The sequence below is a fragment of the Pseudomonas sp. TE21394 genome (assembly GCF_054057835.1).
Genome location: NZ_JBSRZR010000001.1, coordinates 1004916 through 1022862 on the forward strand (window position 1 = coordinate 1004916; position 17947 = coordinate 1022862).

At 63.5% G+C, this 17947-nt stretch carries 19 protein-coding genes and 1 tRNA gene; 7 read left to right on the plus strand and 13 right to left on the minus strand.

The window, feature by feature from the left end; genetic code table 11:
• Window positions 1–163 precede the first annotated feature (163 nt).
• Complete coding sequence (gene cysE, locus ACVWZT_RS04615; protein ID WP_296231724.1) at window positions 164–949, minus strand: serine O-acetyltransferase; 786 nt, start codon at window positions 947–949, stop codon at window positions 164–166.
• A 3-nt stretch (window positions 950–952) separates the two neighbouring features.
• A complete protein-coding gene (trmJ, locus tag ACVWZT_RS04620; protein ID WP_296231725.1) occupies window positions 953–1708 on the minus strand; it encodes a tRNA (cytosine(32)/uridine(32)-2'-O)-methyltransferase TrmJ in 756 nt (251 codons plus the stop codon).
• A gap of 151 nt (window positions 1709–1859) precedes the next feature.
• On the opposite strand from trmJ, the gene suhB reads away from it, so the two are divergent.
• Window positions 1860–2678, plus strand: a complete 819-nt coding sequence (gene suhB / locus ACVWZT_RS04625; RefSeq protein WP_440807033.1) for a type III secretion system regulator SuhB — start codon at window positions 1860–1862, stop codon at window positions 2676–2678.
• A gap of 214 nt (window positions 2679–2892) precedes the next feature.
• Here the strand turns inward: suhB and ACVWZT_RS04630 are convergent, their stop codons facing one another.
• From ACVWZT_RS04630 to queA, 6 genes are all read right to left on the minus strand, one after another.
• Window positions 2893–3435, minus strand: coding sequence for a glycine zipper 2TM domain-containing protein (locus ACVWZT_RS04630; protein ID WP_457468351.1), 543 nt, complete (start codon window positions 3433–3435; stop codon window positions 2893–2895).
• 118 nt (window positions 3436–3553) lie between these two features.
• Window positions 3554–4462: a protein translocase subunit SecF gene (gene secF / locus ACVWZT_RS04635; protein ID WP_296231729.1), complete on the minus strand. Its 909-nt coding sequence runs from the start codon at window positions 4460–4462 to the stop codon at window positions 3554–3556.
• A gap of 10 nt (window positions 4463–4472) precedes the next feature.
• A complete protein-coding gene (gene secD / locus ACVWZT_RS04640; protein WP_296231730.1) occupies window positions 4473–6335 on the minus strand; it encodes a protein translocase subunit SecD in 1863 nt (620 codons plus the stop codon).
• Between the two features lie 64 nt (window positions 6336–6399).
• Window positions 6400–6735: a preprotein translocase subunit YajC gene (yajC, locus tag ACVWZT_RS04645; protein ID WP_085623861.1), complete on the minus strand. Its 336-nt coding sequence runs from the start codon at window positions 6733–6735 to the stop codon at window positions 6400–6402.
• Between the two features lie 42 nt (window positions 6736–6777).
• Entirely contained in the window at window positions 6778–7893 is a 1116-nt protein-coding gene (tgt, locus tag ACVWZT_RS04650) for a tRNA guanosine(34) transglycosylase Tgt (protein ID WP_161959640.1), read from the minus strand.
• 14 nt (window positions 7894–7907) lie between these two features.
• Entirely contained in the window at window positions 7908–8957 is a 1050-nt protein-coding gene (gene queA / locus ACVWZT_RS04655; RefSeq protein ID WP_170028339.1) for a tRNA preQ1(34) S-adenosylmethionine ribosyltransferase-isomerase QueA, read from the minus strand.
• A 107-nt stretch (window positions 8958–9064) separates the two neighbouring features.
• On the opposite strand from queA, the gene ACVWZT_RS04660 reads away from it, so the two are divergent.
• A tRNA-Leu gene (locus tag ACVWZT_RS04660) sits at window positions 9065–9149 on the plus strand.
• A gap of 88 nt (window positions 9150–9237) precedes the next feature.
• Here the strand turns inward: ACVWZT_RS04660 and ACVWZT_RS04665 are convergent.
• Entirely contained in the window at window positions 9238–10146 is a 909-nt protein-coding gene (locus ACVWZT_RS04665; RefSeq protein ID WP_457468354.1) for a LysR family transcriptional regulator, read from the minus strand.
• A 107-nt stretch (window positions 10147–10253) separates the two neighbouring features.
• Between ACVWZT_RS04665 and ACVWZT_RS04670 the strand changes: the two genes are divergently transcribed.
• The 5 genes from ACVWZT_RS04670 to ACVWZT_RS04690 all read left to right on the plus strand — a co-directional run bounded on the left by ACVWZT_RS04670 (window position 10254) and on the right by ACVWZT_RS04690 (window position 14441).
• Window positions 10254–11495 (plus strand): D-amino acid dehydrogenase, encoded by a 1242-nt coding sequence (locus ACVWZT_RS04670; protein ID WP_457468356.1) that lies wholly within the window; start codon window positions 10254–10256, stop codon window positions 11493–11495.
• A 26-nt stretch (window positions 11496–11521) separates the two neighbouring features.
• The gene (locus tag ACVWZT_RS04675) at window positions 11522–11872 is read left to right on the plus strand and encodes a RidA family protein (RefSeq protein ID WP_457468358.1); all 351 of its coding nucleotides are present in this window, start codon (window positions 11522–11524) and stop codon (window positions 11870–11872) included.
• A 26-nt stretch (window positions 11873–11898) separates the two neighbouring features.
• Entirely contained in the window at window positions 11899–12801 is a 903-nt protein-coding gene (locus ACVWZT_RS04680; RefSeq protein ID WP_457468360.1) for a transporter substrate-binding domain-containing protein, read from the plus strand.
• Window positions 12802–12936: 135 nt separating this feature from the next.
• Window positions 12937–13425, plus strand: coding sequence for an N-acetyltransferase family protein (locus ACVWZT_RS04685; protein WP_457468362.1), 489 nt, complete (start codon window positions 12937–12939; stop codon window positions 13423–13425).
• A gap of 122 nt (window positions 13426–13547) precedes the next feature.
• Window positions 13548–14441, plus strand: coding sequence for a bestrophin family protein (locus ACVWZT_RS04690; RefSeq protein ID WP_457468364.1), 894 nt, complete (start codon window positions 13548–13550; stop codon window positions 14439–14441).
• Between the two features lie 134 nt (window positions 14442–14575).
• Here the strand turns inward: ACVWZT_RS04690 and phnE are convergent, their stop codons facing one another.
• Genes phnE through ACVWZT_RS04710 form a run of 4 tightly spaced genes read right to left on the minus strand, consistent with a single transcriptional unit; the run spans window position 14576 to window position 17824 of the window.
• Window positions 14576–15343, minus strand: coding sequence for a phosphonate ABC transporter, permease protein PhnE (gene phnE / locus ACVWZT_RS04695; RefSeq protein ID WP_296231739.1), 768 nt, complete (start codon window positions 15341–15343; stop codon window positions 14576–14578).
• Window positions 15340–16167 carry a PhnE/PtxC family ABC transporter permease gene (locus tag ACVWZT_RS04700; protein ID WP_296231740.1) on the minus strand — a complete coding sequence of 276 codons (828 nt, stop codon included), beginning with the start codon at window positions 16165–16167 and terminating at the stop codon, window positions 15340–15342. The genes phnE and ACVWZT_RS04700 overlap by 4 nt, the downstream gene beginning before the upstream one ends.
• The gene (locus ACVWZT_RS04705; protein ID WP_457472021.1) at window positions 16161–16955 is read right to left on the minus strand and encodes a phosphonate ABC transporter ATP-binding protein; all 795 of its coding nucleotides are present in this window, start codon (window positions 16953–16955) and stop codon (window positions 16161–16163) included. Before ACVWZT_RS04705 ends, ACVWZT_RS04700 begins: the two co-directional genes overlap by 7 nt.
• A 14-nt stretch (window positions 16956–16969) precedes the next feature.
• On the minus strand, window positions 16970–17824 hold the full coding sequence (locus tag ACVWZT_RS04710) for a putative selenate ABC transporter substrate-binding protein (RefSeq protein ID WP_457468366.1): 855 nt from the start codon (window positions 17822–17824) through the stop codon (window positions 16970–16972).
• Window positions 17825–17947 lie beyond the last annotated feature (123 nt).

A 17947-nucleotide genomic window follows, 5' to 3' on the forward strand; every position in this document is an offset into this window, starting at 1 on the left:
GGGAGTTTCGGGATGTGTGCGAGTATGCGATTCCCGAGCATTTAAGTCAACTATTAGACCTACTGCTTTAGTCGGGTTTGCATCTGGGAGGCGGGCGCGAGTGTAGCAGACCAGGGGCGCCAGCACACGCCCCGTATGTCATTGCACCGCGGACACGGCGCAATCAATGCGTCTGAGTGTCGCGCTGGGCCACCTGGGCGACATCCTTGAAGTCATCTTCCGGCAGCGCGGGCAGCTCCTTGGCGCAATAGTCGCTGCCCATCTTGGTCAGGGCCCCGCACATCCCCTCAAGCCGCTCGTCGACCGCTTGCAGGTGATCGAGCATCTGGCCGATGGCACGGGCCACCGGATCGGGCATGTCGCCGCTGACACCGTAGGCATCGAAACCGATTTTCTCGGCCATGGCCTTGCGCTTGGCCTCCACTTCAGTGTCTTCGCTCTTGACGATGATCCGCCCCGGGATACCCACCGCCGTGGCGCCCGCCGGCACCGCCTTGGTCACCACTGCATTGGAGCCGATCTTGGCCCCGGCGCCGACGGTGAACGGGCCCAGCACCTTGGCCCCCGCCCCTACCACCACGCCGTTTTCCAGGGTGGGGTGGCGCTTGCCCTTGTTCCAGCTTGTGCCGCCCAAAGTCACCCCCTGATACAAGGTGACATCATCGCCGATCTCGGCGGTTTCACCAATGACGATGCCCATGCCGTGGTCAATGAAGAAGCGTCGGCCGATGGTGGCGCCGGGATGAATCTCGATGCCGGTCAGCCAACGCCCGAAATTCGACACCAGGCGCGCCAGCCATTTGAAATCACGCTTCCACAGGGCATGGCCCAGGCGGTGCAGCCAGATGGCGTGCATGCCGGGGTAGCAGGTCAGTACCTCGAAGGCGTTGCGCGCAGCCGGGTCACGGTGGAATACGCTTTGAATATCTTCACGCAGGCGTTCGAACATCTGTCAGTCCTTCCGTTTATGCGGCTCGCCCCGAACCACCTTCTGGGTCTCGGTGAGGATGCCGCGCAAAATGCTCATTTCCGAACGCTCGACCGCGACCCGCCCGTACAGCCGGCGCAGGCGCGGCATCAGGTGCTTGGGCTTCTCGGGGTCGAGGAAGCCGATACCGACCAGGGTCTTTTCCAGGTGGTCGTAGAACAGCTCCATTTCGTCCATGGTCGCCAGTTCGCTGGCGTCAACCTTGTCGACCTTGCCCGCTACCTCACCGGCCGCCAGCCAGGCCATGCGCACCTCGTAGGCGAGCACCTGGACGGCGGCAGCCAGGTTCAGCGAGCTGAAGTCGGGGTTGGAGGGAATGTGCACGTGGAAGTGACATCGCTGCAGTTCTTCGTTGGTGAGGCCGGCGTGCTCGCGCCCGAACACCAGGGCGATCTCCTCGCCACCATTGGCATGTTCCACCGCCTTGGCCCCGCATTCACGCGGGCCGATCAGCGGCCAGGGAATGCTCCGTTCGCGGGCGCTGGTGCCCATCACCAGGTTGCAGCCGACCAGCGCCTGCTCCAGGCTGTCGACCACCTGGGCGTTGTCCAGCACATCGTCGGCCCCCGAGGCTCGGGCGCTTGCATCCACGGCGGGAAATTCTTTCGGCTGCACCAGCACCAGACGCGACAAGCCCATGTTTTTCATGGCACGCGCAGCGCCGCCGATGTTGCCGGGGTGGCTGGTATTGACCAGAACAACACGAATATTTTGCAGCAAGGTGTCGTGCTCACAGATGCAGGAATCAGGGCTTTCGATCTTACAGAACCGACAGACGTAACGCCACGAAAGCAAATGTCACACTTCTGCCGCCAAAGATTTCTGCTAGAATAATCGGCTTTCTTCTTTAACATCTCCAGGTGACCCGCCCATGCAGCCTATGCTGAATATCGCCCTGCGCGCCGCTCGCAGCGCCAGTGAACTGATTTTCCGCTCCATCGAACGCCTGGATAGCATCAAGGTCGATGAGAAAGAGGCCAAGGACTACGTTTCCGAAGTCGATCGCGCCGCCGAGCAAAGCATCGTCAACGCCCTGCGCAAGGCCTACCCGAACCACTCCATCCAGGGCGAGGAAACCGGCCTGCACGCGGGCAGCGGCGAAGAAGGCAAGGACTACCTGTGGGTCATCGACCCACTGGACGGCACCACCAACTTCCTGCGTGGCATCCCGCACTTCGCGGTCAGCATCGCCTGCAAATACCGTGGCCGCCTTGAGCACGCCGTGATCGTCGACCCGGTTCGCCAGGAAGAATTCACCGCCAGCCGTGGCCGTGGCGCCCAGCTCAATGGCCGTCGCCTGCGCGTCAGCTCGCGCACCAGCCTGGAAGGCGCCCTGCTGGGCACCGGCTTCCCGTTCCGTGACAGCCAGATGGCCGAGCTGGACAACTACCTGGGCATGTTCCGCGCACTGACTGGCCAGACCGCCGGCATCCGCCGCGCCGGCTCCGCCAGCCTGGACCTGGCCTACGTGGCTGCAGGCCGTTTCGATGCCTTCTGGGAATCGGGCCTGTCCGAATGGGACATGGCAGCCGGCGTGCTGCTGATCCAGGAAGCGGGCGGCCTGGTCAGCGATTTCAACGGTGGCCATGACTTCCTCGAGAAAGGCCATATCGTTGCTGGCAACATCAAGTGCTTCAAGGCGGTGCTGACTGCCATCCAGCCGCACCTGCCAGAGAGCATGAAGCGCTAAGCGCGGATTGCAGGCAAAAAAAAGCACCCCTCGGGGTGCTTTTTTTGCCTTTCGAAGCCATGCGCAATCTGCTTCTTGTGGGAGCGGCCTTGCGCCGCGAAAGGGCTGCAAAGCAGCCCCGACGATCTCTAATGGTTCACAGACCCCGGGGCCGCTACGCGCCCCTTTCGCGACGCAAGGCCGCTCCTCACATCTAGAACAGGCCGCATGCGCCTTACTGCACGGCTTCGCTGAGGATCAGCTTGCCATTCTTGTCCACCGGAATGGTCGAACCGGGTTCGTGATCCATCTTCACCTGGCCTACCTGGTCGCCGATGGTGTACTTGACGTTGTAGCCCACCACCTTCTCGCTGATGTCATTGACCGTGTTGCAGCGGGTTTGCGTAGTGGTGTAGGTATCACGCTCCTGCATGCCTTCCTGCACCTTGTTACCGGCATAACCGCCACCGACCGCACCGGCCACAGTGGCAATCTTCTTGCCAGTACCACCGCCGATCTGGTTACCCAACAGACCGCCGGCAAGGGCGCCTACCACAGTACCGGCGATCTGGTGCTGGTCCTTGACTGGCGCCTGACGCGTCACGGTGACGTCCTTGCAGACCTCACGCGGGGTTTTAACCTGTTGTTTGATCGGTTGCACGTCGGTGACCTGGGCATATTCAGGCCCCTTGTTGACCAAGCTGTAGGTCGCGACAGCACCTCCGGCAGTCACACCGACAGCACCCAGTACCGCACCTACCAGCATTGATTTGTTCACATGAACCTCCTGATCATACCGGCGGGTCCGACCCGCCTTCTCCCAGCCTTGGAGTAAAAAAAAAGGCGCAAGTTCAGTACTTGCGCCTTTCGGGCCGCCAGGCGGCATGCAGCATGCCTTATGGACGGTCGTCCACACCGTCGCTCTTGGCCGGCGGGATCAGGTCCTCACTGCTCAGGTTCAGCCAGATCAGCACCACGTTGGCGATGTAGATCGACGAATAGGTACCGGCCATGACACCGATGAACAGTGCCAGCGAGAAGCCGAACAGGTTGTCACCACCGAAGAACAGCAATGCGGCGATGGCCAGCAAGGTCGAAACCGAGGTGGCGATGGTACGCAGCAGGGTCTGCGTGGTGGAAACGTTGATGTTCTCGATCAGCGAGGCCTTGCGCATGACGCGGAAGTTCTCGCGCACCCGGTCGAACACGACGATGGTGTCGTTCAACGAGTAACCGATGATCGCCAGCACCGCAGCCAGCACGGTCAGGTCGAAGGTGATCTGGAAGAACGACAGGATACCCAGGGTCACCACCACGTCGTGGATCAACGAGACAATCGCGCCCACGGCGAACTTCCACTGGAAGCGGAAGGCCAGGTAGATGAGGATGCCGCCCAGGGCCAGGAGCATGCCCATGCCACCCTGGTCGCGCAGCTCTTCACCCACTTGCGGGCCGACGAACTCGACCCGCTTGACCGTGGCAGGGTTGTCGCCGCCGGCCTTCTGCAAGGCTTCGGCCACTTTGTTGCCCAACTGTGGGTCATCGCCCGGCATGCGCACCAACAGGTCGGTGGTAGCGCCGAAGCTTTGCACCACCGCCTCGTGGAAGCCGGAGCTGACCAGCTCGCTACGCACCGCCTGTAGATCGGCGGGTCGCTCGTAGGTCAGCTCGATCAGCGTACCACCGGTGAAGTCGAGGCCGAAGTTCAGGCCCTTCTGCCACCAGCTGAACAGCGCCAGCACGGTGAGGAGCACGGTGATGGCGAACGCGACATTGCGCACGCCCATGAAATTGATGGTTTTCATCGCAGCTCCCTCAAACCCACAGCTTCTTGATGTCACGCCCGCCGCAGGTCAGGTTGACCATTGCGCGAGTCACCATGACGGCGGTGAACATCGAGGTGAAAATCCCGAGGGACATGGTGACCGCAAAGCCCTTGACCGGGCCGGTACCCATGGCGAACAGGATGCCACCGACCAGCAGGCTGGTCAGGTTGGCGTCGATGATCGCGGTGTAGGCGCGGTTGAAGCCTTCATGGATGGCGCGTTGTACCGACATGCCAGCTTTCAGCTCTTCGCGGATACGCGAGAAGATCAGCACGTTGGCGTCCACCGCCATCCCCATGGTCAGCACGATACCGGCGATACCGGGCAGGGTCAGGGTGGCGCCCAGCAGCGACATCAGCGCCAGCAGCAGGACCATGTTGCCCGCCAGGGCGACGGTGGCGATCACACCGAAGCCGCGGTAGATGGCAATGATGAACAGCGAGACGAACAGCATGCCCCACAGCGACGCATCGATGCCCTTGGTGATGTTATCGGCACCCAGGCTTGGGCCGATGGTACGCTCTTCAGCGAAGTACATCGGAGCGGCCAGGCCACCGGCACGCAGCAGCAGGGCCAGTTCGGACGATTCGCCCTGGCCGTTCAGGCCGGTGATGCGGAACTGGCTGCCCAGGGGCGACTGGATGGTCGCCAGGCTGATGATCTTCTTCTCTTCCTGGAAGCTCTGGACGGCAACGTCCTTCTCGACGCCATCGACGGTCTGCTTGACGTAGCGGGTGACCGGCTTCTGCTCGATGAAAATCACCGCCATGCTGCGGCCGACATTGCTGCGGGTAGCACGGCTCATGAGCTCGCCACCGTGGCCATCAAGGCGGATGTTCACCTGCGGGCGGCCGTGCTCGTCGAAACTGGCCTGGGCGTCGGTAACCTGGTCACCGGTGATGATCAGGCCGCGCTCGACCGCGGCGGAACGCCCGCCTTCACGGAACTCGAACACTTCGGTAGTGGCCCTGGAGGCACCCGGTTCGGCACCGAAGCGGAACTCCAGGTTGGCGGTCTTGCCGAGGATGCGCTTGGCTTCGGCAGTGTCCTGCACGCCTGGCAGCTCGACCACGATGCGGTTGGCGCCCTGGCGCTGTACCAGCGGCTCGGCCACGCCCAGCTCGTTGACCCGGTTGCGCACGGTAGTGAGGTTCTGCTTGATCGAGTATTCGCGGATCTCGGCGACTTTCGCCTGGGTCAGCGCCAGACGCAGCACGGCGAGCTCGTTGCGCTCGGTGGTGGTCAGGTCGAAATCATTGAAATTCTTGCGAATCAGGGCACGCGCCTGCTCGCGGGTGGCATCGTCGGCGAAGCCCAGCATGATGCCGCCATCCTGCTGAGGCAGGCTGCGGTAGCGGACGCGCTCTTTGCGCAGCAAGGTCTTGACCTCGCCTTCGTAGACTTTCATGCGCGCGCTCATGGCCTTGTCCATGTCCACTTCCAGCAGGAAATGCACACCACCGGACAGGTCCAGGCCCAGCTTCATCGGGCTGGCGCCCAGGTTGCGCAGCCATTGCGGGGTTGTCTGGGCCAGGTTCAGGGCCACGACATAGTCATCGCCGAGTGCCTTGCGCACGACATCCTTGGCTGGCAGCTGGTCTTCCTGATTGGTCAGGCGGATCAGCCCGCTGCCCTTTTCACCCAGGCTCGCGCCCTTGACGGCGATCTTGGCATCGACCAGCGCCTTGCTGACGCGGTCGAGGTCGGCCTGGCTCACGTGCAGCGCCGAGCTGGCACCACTGATCTGTACCGCCGGATCATCCGGGTAGAGGTTGGGAGCGGAATAAATAAAACCGATCGCCAGTACCAGCACGATCAGTGCGTATTTCCACAGAGGGTATTTGTTCAGCATCACGCCGCCCGTTCAAGACGCGGGGCGCTTTGCGCGCCCCGACTGGAAAAATGAAACTGGTAACTCAGATAGCCTTGAGCGTACCTTTTGGCAGGGTGGCCGCAATGGCACCCTTCTGGAACTTCAGCTCGACGCTGTCGGAAACTTCCAGGACCACGAAATCATCGGAAACCTTGACGATCTTGCCGGCGATGCCGCCGTTGGTGACAACTTCGTCACCTTTCTGCAAGTTGCTCAGCAGGTTCTTCTGCTCTTTGGCACGCTTGGCCTGCGGGCGCCAGATCATCAGGTAGAAGATGACCAGGAAACCGACCAGGAAAATCCACTCGAAGCCGGTACCGGCTGGGCCGGCGGCGGGTGCTGCGGCGTCCGCGTATGCGGCGGGGATCAAGAAGCTCATTGGGCACTCCTAATGTAATGTTCTAATAATGGATGCGGACAGTCAGTCCAAGGGCGGTACGGGAAGCCCGCGCTTGGCGTAGAAGGCGTCGACAAAGGCGGCCAATTTACCCTGTTGAATAGCCTCGCGTAAACCGGCCATCAAGCGCTGGTAATGGCGCAAGTTGTGGATGGTATTCAGCATGCTACTCAGCATTTCGCCGCACTTGTCCAGGTGGTGGAGATAGGCGCGGGAGAAGTTGCTGCAGGTATAGCAGTCACAGGTCGGATCCAGCGGCGAATCATCGTGGCGATGGAACGCGTTGCGGATCTTGATTACCCCGGTATCGACGAACAGATGACCGTTGCGCGCGTTACGCGTGGGCATCACGCAGTCGAACATGTCGACGCCGCGGCGCACACCCTCAACGAGATCCTCCGGTTTGCCTACCCCCATAAGGTAACGAGGTTTGTCAGCCGGCATCTGGCCCGGCAGGTAATCCAGCACCTTGATCATTTCGTGCTTGGGTTCGCCGACCGACAGGCCACCGATGGCCAGGCCGTCGAAACCGATGTTTTCCAGGCCTTCCAGCGAGCGCATGCGCAGGTCCTGGTACATGCCGCCCTGGACGATACCGAACAGCGCCGCGGTGTTGTCGGCATGGGCATTCTTCGAGCGCTGGGCCCAGCGCAGCGACAGCTCCATGGAAGCGCGCGCCACATCATGCTCGGCCGGGTAAGGGGTGCACTCGTCGAAGATCATCACCACATCCGAGCCCAGGTCGCGCTGCACCTGCATCGACTCTTCCGGGCCCATGAATACCTTGGCGCCATCGACCGGCGAGGCGAAGGTCACGCCCTCCTCCTTGATCTTGCGCATGGCGCCCAGGCTGAACACCTGGAAGCCCCCGGAGTCGGTGAGGATCGGGCCTTTCCACTGCATGAAGTCGTGCAGGCCGTTGTGCTTCTTGATCACCTCGGTGCCCGGACGCAGCCACAGGTGGAAGGTGTTGCCCAGGATCATCTCGGCGCCGATGGCCTCGATATCGCGCGGCAGCATGCCCTTGACCGTGCCATAGGTGCCGACCGGCATGAAAGCCGGGGTCTCCACGGTGCCACGTGGGAAGGTGATGCGGCCACGACGGGCCTTGCCGTCGGTGGCCAGCAGTTCGAAGGACATTCGACAGGTGCGACTCATGCTTGATCCTCGGGCCCGCGTGGCGCCGGATTGCGGGTGATGAACATGGCATCACCGTAACTGAAGAAGCGGTACCCCTGCGCCACCGCCGCCGCATAGGCGGCCATGGTCTCGGGGTAGCCGGCAAAGGCCGAGACCAGCATCAGCAGCGTGGACTCCGGCAAGTGGAAGTTGGTGACCAGGGCGTCGACCACATGGAACGGCCGGCCCGGGTAGATGAAGATGTCGGTATCGCCGCTGAAGGCCTTGAGCACGCCGTCGCGCGCCGCGCTTTCCAGCGAACGCACGCTGGTGGTGCCGACCGCGATTACGCGACCGCCACGGGCGCGGCAGGCGTCGATGGCATCCACCACATCCTGGCTCACTTCAAGCCACTCTTTATGCATGTGGTGGTCCTCGATCTTGTCGACCCGCACCGGCTGGAAGGTGCCAGCGCCCACGTGCAGGGTGACGAAGGCGCGCTCGACGCCCTTGGCGGCGATCTTCTCCAGCAGTGCCTCGTCGAAGTGCAGGCCCGCCGTGGGCGCGGCGACCGCGCCGGCGCGTTCGGCGTACACGGTCTGGTAGCGCTCGCGGTCGGCGCCCTCGTCCGGGCGGTCGATATAGGGCGGCAGCGGCATGTGGCCGACGCGGTCGAGCAACGGCAGCACCTCTTCGCTGAAGCGCAGCTCGAACAGCGTGTCGTGGCGCGCGACCATTTCCGCCTCGCCACCGCCATCAATGAGGATCACCGCGCCTTCTTTCGGCGCCTTGCTGGCACGCACATGGGCCAGCACCCGGTGGCTGTCGAGCACGCGCTCGACCAACACTTCCAGCTTGCCGCCGGAAGCCTTCTGGCCGAACAGGCGCGCCGGGATCACCCGGGTGTTGTTGAACACCATCAGGTCGCCCGGGCGCAGGTATTCGAGCAGGTCGGGGAATTGCCGGTGCGCCAGCGCACCGGTTGGCCCATCGAGCACCAGCAGACGGCTGCCATGGCGCTCGGCCAACGGGTGGCGGGCGATCAGGGAATCAGGGAGTTCGAAGGAAAAATCGGCGACGCGCATGATGATGTTCGGTTCGGCAGGGCCGGGAAGTTTAGCCCAATGTGTGAAAATTGACCATGAAAGCCGATTGACCGACCAGCGGAGCCTCTCTATACTGCGCGCCACAAGCCCTGATGGCGGAATTGGTAGACGCGGCGGATTCAAAATCCGTTTTCGAAAGGAGTGGGAGTTCGAGTCTCCCTCGGGGCACCATCACATCGTTCCAAGCGGTCCCTCCAGACCCGGAACACCAGAGAAACCGGCCACTGAGCCGGTTTTTTTGTGCCTGCCCGAACCGTTTTCAATCAGCCCAACGGTCCAGCTGCCCCTGGGCACGCCTGCTGAAGACGGTCAACAACTCACTCAAGGTATGCGGTGAGGGCTCGGCAGCGCGGGTCACGGCATACAAGGTGATCGGCAGCGCCGGTGCCAACGGACGAATCGTGGTCGCCCCAGGCAATGCGCCAAGCGCGGTGAACGGGTCGATAACCGCCAACCCCGCACCTGATTCGACCATCGCCCTGGCCAGCGAATAGGTCTGTACCGCGATGCTCACCCGGGGCGGCGGCTCGACTGCCTTGAGGTAGCTGTCGAGGCGGGCCGACAGCGGGTCGGCGCTGGACAGCCCGATCAAGGGCGCATCGGCCAAGGCCGTCAACGGCAGCGGCTTGCCTTCCTCTTCCAGCGGCCAATAACCGGCCGGTGCCAACGCCACCAGCACCCCGCTGGCCAGCGCCTGGGCCTTCAGCGCCGGGTGATCGGGCTGTTGCAGGGTCAGGGCGACATCGATCTCGCGCATCAGCAGGTTCTGCACCAGTTCGCGGCTGTGGGCGCTGGACAGCTCACAGGCGATGTCCGGATAACGCTGGATCCACTCATGAATGGCCGGCGGCAACAGTGACAGGGCCAGTGCCGGTGTGGCACCGATGCGCAGGCTGTGGCCCGGCTCGCGACGCAGGCTTTGTGCCAGGCGGCGCACCCCTTGCAGGCTCTCCGTGACCTTGTCCACCTCACGCTCCAGCTCCAGCGCTTCGGGGGTCGGCTGCAGTTTGCCACGCACCCGCAAAAACAGTGGGAAACCCAGTTGCTGCTCGGCGTGCTGCAGCACCTTGGTCACGGCAGGCTGGGAAACGTGCAGCAACTGCGCAGCACCGCTGACCGAGCCGGTCTGGCGGATGGCCTGGAAAATCTCGATATGGCGAAGGCGCATGGTCAGTCCATAACCTTTGTTTATGGCTCAGCGATCTTTATTCATTTTCCGCCACCTGTCACCTGGCCATAACCTCAGGCTCGTTCCAATAACGACCAAGGACTGACATGGCTCGGCAGGTATGCATCATCGGCGGTGGCGTCATTGGCCTGGCAACCGCTTACGCACTGGTACGCGACGGCTTCGACGTGACGCTGATCGAGGCGCGCGATACGTTGGGCAGCGAAACCAGCTTCGCCAACGGCGGCCAGCTGTCCTATCGCTACGTGGCGCCGCTGGCCGACGCCGGCGTGCCATTGCAGGCCATTGGCTGGATGCTGCGCGGCGACTCCCCGCTCAGGCTGCGCCCGCGCTTCGACCCGGCACAGTGGCGCTGGATGGCCTCGTTCCTCGGGGCTTGCCGCGCCTCGGTCAATCGCGCCAACGCAGGCCATCTGTTGCGCCTGGCGCTGTTGAGCCAGTCGACCTTGCAAGCCTGGCGTGAGGAGGATGGCCTGGAGGGGTTCCACTGGCGGCGCAACGGCAAGCTGGTCACCTTCCGCCAGGCCGGCAGCTTCGAACATGCACGCAAAAGCCTGGCCGCGCCCCAGCAGCAACAGGTGTTGTCGCACGCCGACTGCGCCCGCCTGGACCCGGCGCTGGCAGAAACCCCCTTTGTCGGCGCCATCTATACCCCGGATGAAGAGGTAGGTGACTGCCATGCTTTCTGTCAGCAACTGGCGGCACGCCTGCAGGCGTCGGGACGTTGCCAGTTCCGCCTGGGCCAGGCCGTGTCCGGCATCCGCCATGCGCATGGCGTGGTCAATGCGGTCGAACTGGGCGATGAAGTGCTGCCGGTCGAGCAACTGGTGGTCGCCGCCGGCCATCGCAGTGCGTTGCTGGCACTGCCGGGTGTCGACCTGCCGCTGTATCCGCTCAAGGGTTATAGCCTGACAGTCCCGATCGGCGCCGAGCACCGGGCGCCGGACCTGAGCATCACCGATTACGACCGCAAGATCGTCTACGCGCGGATCGGCGAGCAGTTGCGGGTGGCGGCGATGGTCGACATCGTCGGTTTCGACCCGTCGCTGGACCCCAAGCGCCTGGCCCTGCTCAAACGCCAGGCCCGCGAGACCTTCGCCAACGCCGGTAATTATGACTACGCCGTCGAATGGGCCGGCATGCGTCCGGCCACACCTAGCGGCGTGCCGCTGCTGGGCGCAACGGCGTATCGCAACCTGTGGCTGAACCTTGGTCATGGTGCGCTGGGCTTTACCCTGGCCTGCGCCAGCGCTCGCCTGCTGAGTGAACTGATCGGCCAACGCCGCCCCTCCATCGACCTGCAGGGTTTCACACCCCGTGCGGCGTGATCCCCTCCCCCTTGAAGGACTACCCTATGACCATTGACCGCATCCAGCCCAATCCACGCCTGTCCGCCGCCGTGACCTACGGCAACCTGGTGTTTCTTTCCGGCCAGGTGCCGGGTGACGCCACCGATGCCGCTGGCCAGACTCGCCAGATACTGGACAAAATCGACGCACTGCTGGCCGAGGCAGGCAGCGACAAAGACCATTTGCTCAGCGCGACCATTTACCTGAAGGACATCGGCAGGGATTTCGATGCGATGAATGACGTCTGGTCTGCCTGGCTGTCACCTGGCCAGGCGCCCAGCCGCACCACTTTGCAGGCCGAACTGGCGCGCCCGCAGGTGCTGGTGGAAATATCCGTGATTGCGGCACGTCGCTGACCCCTTACCCACAACGGAGAACAACAATGCAAAAAATCACGTTGATCGGCTGTACCCTCGCCCTGTTGCTGGGCACCCAGGCCCATGCTGACGAAGCAGCACTGGGGCCTACCCTGAGCAAGATCGCCAAAGCCAACAGCATTACCCTGGGCTATCGCGATGCGTCAGTGCCATTTTCCTACGTGGGCGATCACTCGGGCCAACCGATGGGCTATTCGGTAGACCTGGCGAGCAAGATCGTCGAGCGGGTGCAGCAGAAGCTGGCAATGCCCCAGCTCAAGGTGAAGTACAACCTGGTGACATCGCAAACCCGTATTCCGCTGGTGCAGAACGGTACCGTCGACCTTGAGTGCGGTTCGACCGGCGTCACCGCAGAGCGACAGAAGCAGGTGGCGTTTTCCTACGGGTTCATTTATGTCAAAGGCCAGTTGCTGACGGCCAAGGACAGCGGGATCAAGCGCTTCGCCGACTTGCGTGGCAAGAATGTGGTGACCACCGCCGGCACCACCAACGAGCGCTACCTGAAAAGCTACAACATCGATCACAAGATGGACATGTACGTGATCAGCGCCAAGGACCATGGCGAAGCCTTCCAGATGTTGCAGTCCGGACGGGCGGCGGCGCTCTACATGGACGATGCGCTGCTCTACGGCGAACGCGCCAAGGCGCGCGACCCGCACAACTGGGTGGTAGTCGGAGAAGAGCAGTCGCGGGAAATCTACAGCTGCATGGTGCGCAAGGATGACCCGCAGTTCCTCGCCCTGGTGAATGCATCGCTAGGCGAGCTGTATAGCTCAGGCGAAATCAACGGGATCTACCAACGCTGGTTCCAGCAGCCGATTCCGCCTAAAGGCTTGAACCTCGAATTCCCGATGACCAGCGAACTCAAGGCCATCTTTGCCAAGCCGGTAAGCGATCCGGTGCAATAGCTGCAGCCCGGCGTCCACCCTCGGTGAACATCCGAGAGCGGCAGTGAACAACGTGTGTCACTGCCACAGGTCGCTATTGCGAAGCGTCAGCGGCGCAGTAGCGACTTCCGATCAGCCAGCACACAAGGACTCGCCATGCACCTGAACCACCGCCCGGTACGGCCCGACGACATCCCCGCAATCTGCAGCTTCCCGCAAAGCCCGGCCGAACTGTTCTATATGTTCCCCAAAGCCACCTATCCCCTGACCCCTGCGCAATTGAGCGATGCCATCGCCCAACGCAGCGGCTCCACGGTGGTGGAAGGCAACGGCACGGTGCTGGCCTTCGCCAACTTCTACAAGGCCGAACACGGCGGCGTGTGCGCCCTGGGCAACGTGGTCGTGGCCCCCGCCGCGCGCGGCCAGGGCGTAGCGCAGTACCTGGTGACAGCCATGCTCGAACTGGCTCGTCAACAGTTCGCAGCACGGGAGGTGTGGGTGTCGTGCTTCAACCACAACACTGCGGGCCTGTTGCTCTATCCACAGCTGGGCTTCGTACCGTTCGGTATCGAGGAGCGGCAGGCGTGGGAGGGGTCGCGAGTGGCGTTGGTGCAGATGAAACAGGTGTTGATTCAGCCCGGCTGAGCCAGCGAGGCCGCGTTGGGGCTGGACCGTATAATCAAAAATCCCTTGCAACAATCACCCACCGAACCTTCGCCCTGCCTCGACGTCGGATCCTGCATCTGCCCATTTTCGAGGTACCCCGCGTGAAAGAGATCATCGTCCGCAAGTACCGTCTGGCCGTGAAGACCATCGGTTATATCGGCTGGTCGCTGTTCTGGCTGCTGATCTGGGATGTGCTGGTCACCATTGACTTCATGCTGTTCTTCAACAGCAAGTTCACCCTGCCGCTGATCCCGCTGACCTTGCTGGGTTCTGCGTTGGTAGTGCTGGTCAGTTTTCGCAACAGCAGCGCCTACAACCGCTGGTGGGAGGCTCGCACGTTGTGGGGGGCGCTGGTCAACAGTTCGCGCAGCTTCGCCCGGCAGACCCTGACCTTGATCGACGACCCGGATGGCGCGCTCAACCCAGTCAAGGCCAGCCTGCTGCGCCGGCATATCGCCTATGTGAACTGCCTGGCGGCGCACCTGAAGGGCGAGAGCTGCCCGGATGAGCTGATGGCCTTCATCCCGCCCGCAGAGTTCGAACGGCGCAACCGCTCGAACAACTTCGCCAACGACATCCTCAGCGGCTCGGCGGCCCTGCTCGCGCGAGAATACCAGGCCGGCAGGCTGGACAGCATCCGTCTGGCGCGGCTGGAGTCGACGCTGGTAGACCTGTCCAACGCCCAGGGGGGCATGGAACGGATCGCCAACACCCCGCTCCCCTACCCCTATGTGTATTTCCCGCGGCTGTTCATTACCCTGTTCTGCCTGATCGTGCCGGTGGGCCTGGTGGAGTCGCTGGGTTGGTTCACGCCACTGGCGTCCACGGTGGTGGGGTTCATGCTGCTGGCGATCGAGCGGATCGGCACGGACCTGCAGAGCCCGTTCCGCTTCAGTGAGCACCAGATCCAGATGGACAGCATCTGCGAGACGATCGAACGCAACCTGGAGTCGATGCAGCGGGAAGCGCAATGCGCCGAAGCGGTGGGTGCCTGAATGATTGATACCAGGCACGCATCTGTCTTGCTCGGGATCCAAAACCTTGCCTGATCCTTGCAAAAGCGGCTTCAGCCGCGCACACCAGAGCCGGTGCCAGCCTGGATGCAGGCGCAACGCGCCCCGGCTACCGATCAGGCGCGCACGTAGCGCTGGCGCAGCACATCACTCAAGGCATCCACCAGCAATACCAGCACCAGCATGCCCATGATCACCGTGCTGGCCTGGGCCTCCTGGAACAGGCTCAAGGTGGTGTAGAGCATCTGCCCCAGGCCACCCGCCCCGACGAACCCCAGCACACTGGCCATGCGGATGTTGTTCTCCCAGCGGTACAAGCTGTAGGCCAGCAACTGCGGCCACAGGTTGGGCAAGGTGCCGAAACAGAACGCTGCCAGCTGGCTGCCACCCTGCAGGCGGATGGCCGTCGCCGGCTCTGGTGGCGCGTTCTCCAGGGCCTCGGCAAACAGCCGCCCCAGCACCCCGGCGGTATGCAGCGCCAGGGCCAGGGTACCGGCATTGGGCCCCAGCCCAGCTGCCAGCACCGTCAGCGCGGCCCACACCAGTTCCGGAATGGCCCGCAGGGCATTGAGCAGCAACCGCGCACAGCCCTGCAGCGGCCAACCGAAGCGGCCCGCGGCCGGTAGCGCCAGCGCCAGGCCCAACAACATGGCCAACAAAGTGCCCAGCCCCGACATGGCCAAGGTTTCCAACGCGCCATGCGCGACCGCGCGCAAATGCCCGGCAGACAGGTCCGGCTGCAGAAAACGCCCGGCGTATTCCGCCATCTGCCCCAGCCCGCCATTGCCGAACAGCGCTTGCCAGTCCAGCTCAAGGTACGCGAACGAGGCCACCACCGCGGCGATCATGGCCCCGAGCAGCAGCAGGTTGATCGCCCGGTTCATGCCAGCCTCCAGCGCAACAAGCGGCTGAACAGGTCGGCCAGCATCACCAGCAGCAGGAACGTCAGCAGCATGCTCGCCACTTCCGCTCCCGCGAACATGCGCATCGACAGGTCGATCTGCTGCCCTAGCCCACCGGCACCGACGAAGCCCATCACCACCGAGGCCCTTACCGCACACTCCCAGCGATACACGGTATACGACACCACTTCCGATGCAGCGCTGGGCAGGATGCCGTAGAGAAATGCCGCCAGCCTGCCACTGCCCGCCTGCAGCAGCGCATGGGCCGGGCGCTGGTCGACCGACTCGAAGATTTCGGCGTAGACCTTGCCGAGCATGCCGCTGTAGGTAATGGCGATAGCCAGCACACCGGCGGTCGGCCCAAGCCCGACAGCCCGCACGAACAACAACGCCCAGACGATTTCCGGCACGCTGCGCAGGAATATCAGCAGCCAGCGCACCGGCAGGCGCAGCATGCGTGACCACAGCCCCGCACGACCACCACGCGAGGCCGCGCGCAACGACAGGGCCCGGCTGGCCAGCAGCCCGGCAGGGACCGCCAGCAACAAGGCCAACGCCATTCCGGCGGTGGCCACGGCCAGGGTCTGCAAGGTGGCTTCAGACAGCAACGCCAGGAAGTCTGCAGTGTGAGCCGGCGGCCAGAAGGCGCTGGTAAAACTGGCGATCTGCTGGCGGTTCTGCGCCTGTAGCAGTACCCCGGGGTTGAGCTCGCTCAGTTGCACGCCCGGCCACAACACCAGAACCGCCAGCAGGGCCAGCAGCAACCTCGGCAGCAAGGCCGGGTCGCGCTCGTCAGCCTTCAGCATCGCGGAATCTGCACGGTCAGCGTCGGCCCCTGAGGCGGCGTCGGCACCAGCTGTTCATTGGCATACAGCGCATCGAGCAACTGCTCGGTCACCGCTTGCGCCGGGCAGTCGAACACCACCTGCCCTTCGCGAATGCCAATCACTCGCGGAAAGTGCGCCAGCGCCAGTTCCACCGCGTGCAGGCTGGCCACCAGGGTCACGCCATTGGCCTGGGCGTGACGGTTGAGCAAGGCCAGGCTGTGGTCAGCCAGCACTGGGTCCATGGCCGACACCGGCTCATCGGTCAACAACACTTGCGGCTGCTGGTACAACGCCCGGGCAATGCCCACACGCTGCAACTGGCCGCCGGACAATTGCCCACACTGCACGAACAGTTTGTCGGCCAGCCCCAACTCGGCCAGGGCCTGGCGCGCGCCAGGCACATCGCTGGGGTACAACAGGTTGAGCAAGCCTCGCAGCACGCCCCACTGCCCCAGGCGGCCGGCCAGCACCGCCGTCACCACGCGCTGGCGCGGCGGCAACGGCGGGGCCTGATGCACCAGGCCGACCCGCGCACGCAGGCGCTGCCGCGCCCTGGCAGACAACGCCCAGGGCTGTTGGCCCAGTAGCTCCAGGCGCCCGCTGCTGGGCTGGAGCGCCGTGGCCATCAGGTGCAGCAAGCTGGACTTGCCGGCCCCCGACGGCCCGATGATGGCGACGCGTTCGCCCTGGCAGATGTGCAGGTTCACCGCTTCAAGCGCACGCACCTGGCCATGGCACAGGCCGGCGCCGTACAGCTGGATAGCCACTTCGCCGGAGACCGTCACTTGAGCAGGCCGGCCTCGCGTGCAGCCTGCTCGGTGCCCACGTAGTTCTCAGGCTTGGTCTCGATGAAGCGGCTGGCCGCCTGCAGGTCGAGAATGGCCTTGTGCTCCGGGTTGGCCGGGTCGAGGTCGAGGAATGCCTTCCTGATCTTTTCCTTCAGCGCCGGATCCATGTTGCCGCGCACGGTCCAGTTGTAGTCGAAGTAGGTCGGGGTGGTAGCGAACACCCTCACCTTGGCGGTGTTGACCTTGCCGGCATCGACCAGCTTCTGCCAGACACTGGCATTGAGCACGCCGCCATCGACCTTGCCGGCTTGCACCCAGGCCACGGTCGCATCGTGGGCGCCGGAATAGGCCACTCGGCTGAAGTAGGTCTCAGGCTTGATGCCGTCCTGCTTGAGCATGAAGTAACGCGGCATCAGGCTGCCCGAGGTGGACGAGATGGAGCCGAAGGCAAACGACTTGCCCTTGAGGTCGGCCAGGCTTTTCACGTCGGGGTTGGCGGTGATGAACTTGGAGGTGAACTGGGCATCCTGCTCACGCTGCACCAGTGGCGTGGCGGTCGGGTCCTTCAAGTGTACCTGGACGAAGGTGAACCCACCCAGCCAGGCCAGGTCCAGGCGATCGGAGGCCAGCGACTCCACCACTGCCGGGTAGTCGGCGACCGGCACGAACTTCACTTCCATGCCCAGCTGCCTGGCCAGGTATTCGCCCAATGGCTTGAACTTGCGCTGCAGTTCGGTCGGCGCTTCGTCGGGAATGGCACTGACCCGCAGGGTTTCAGCAGCCTGGGCGACTACGGCACAGCAGGACAGCACGAGGCCGGCGGCGAGCGCCAGGGGGCGTTTGAGCATGGGTGTTCTCCGGTTCAATAGCGGGGAAAGGCCGGCCTTTGAGCCGACCACGTGGATTATAAGAGGCGCAGGCACAAAGGCCAGCTTTGCTACAATCGCGCAATAATTTGACCTGCCGAGGTA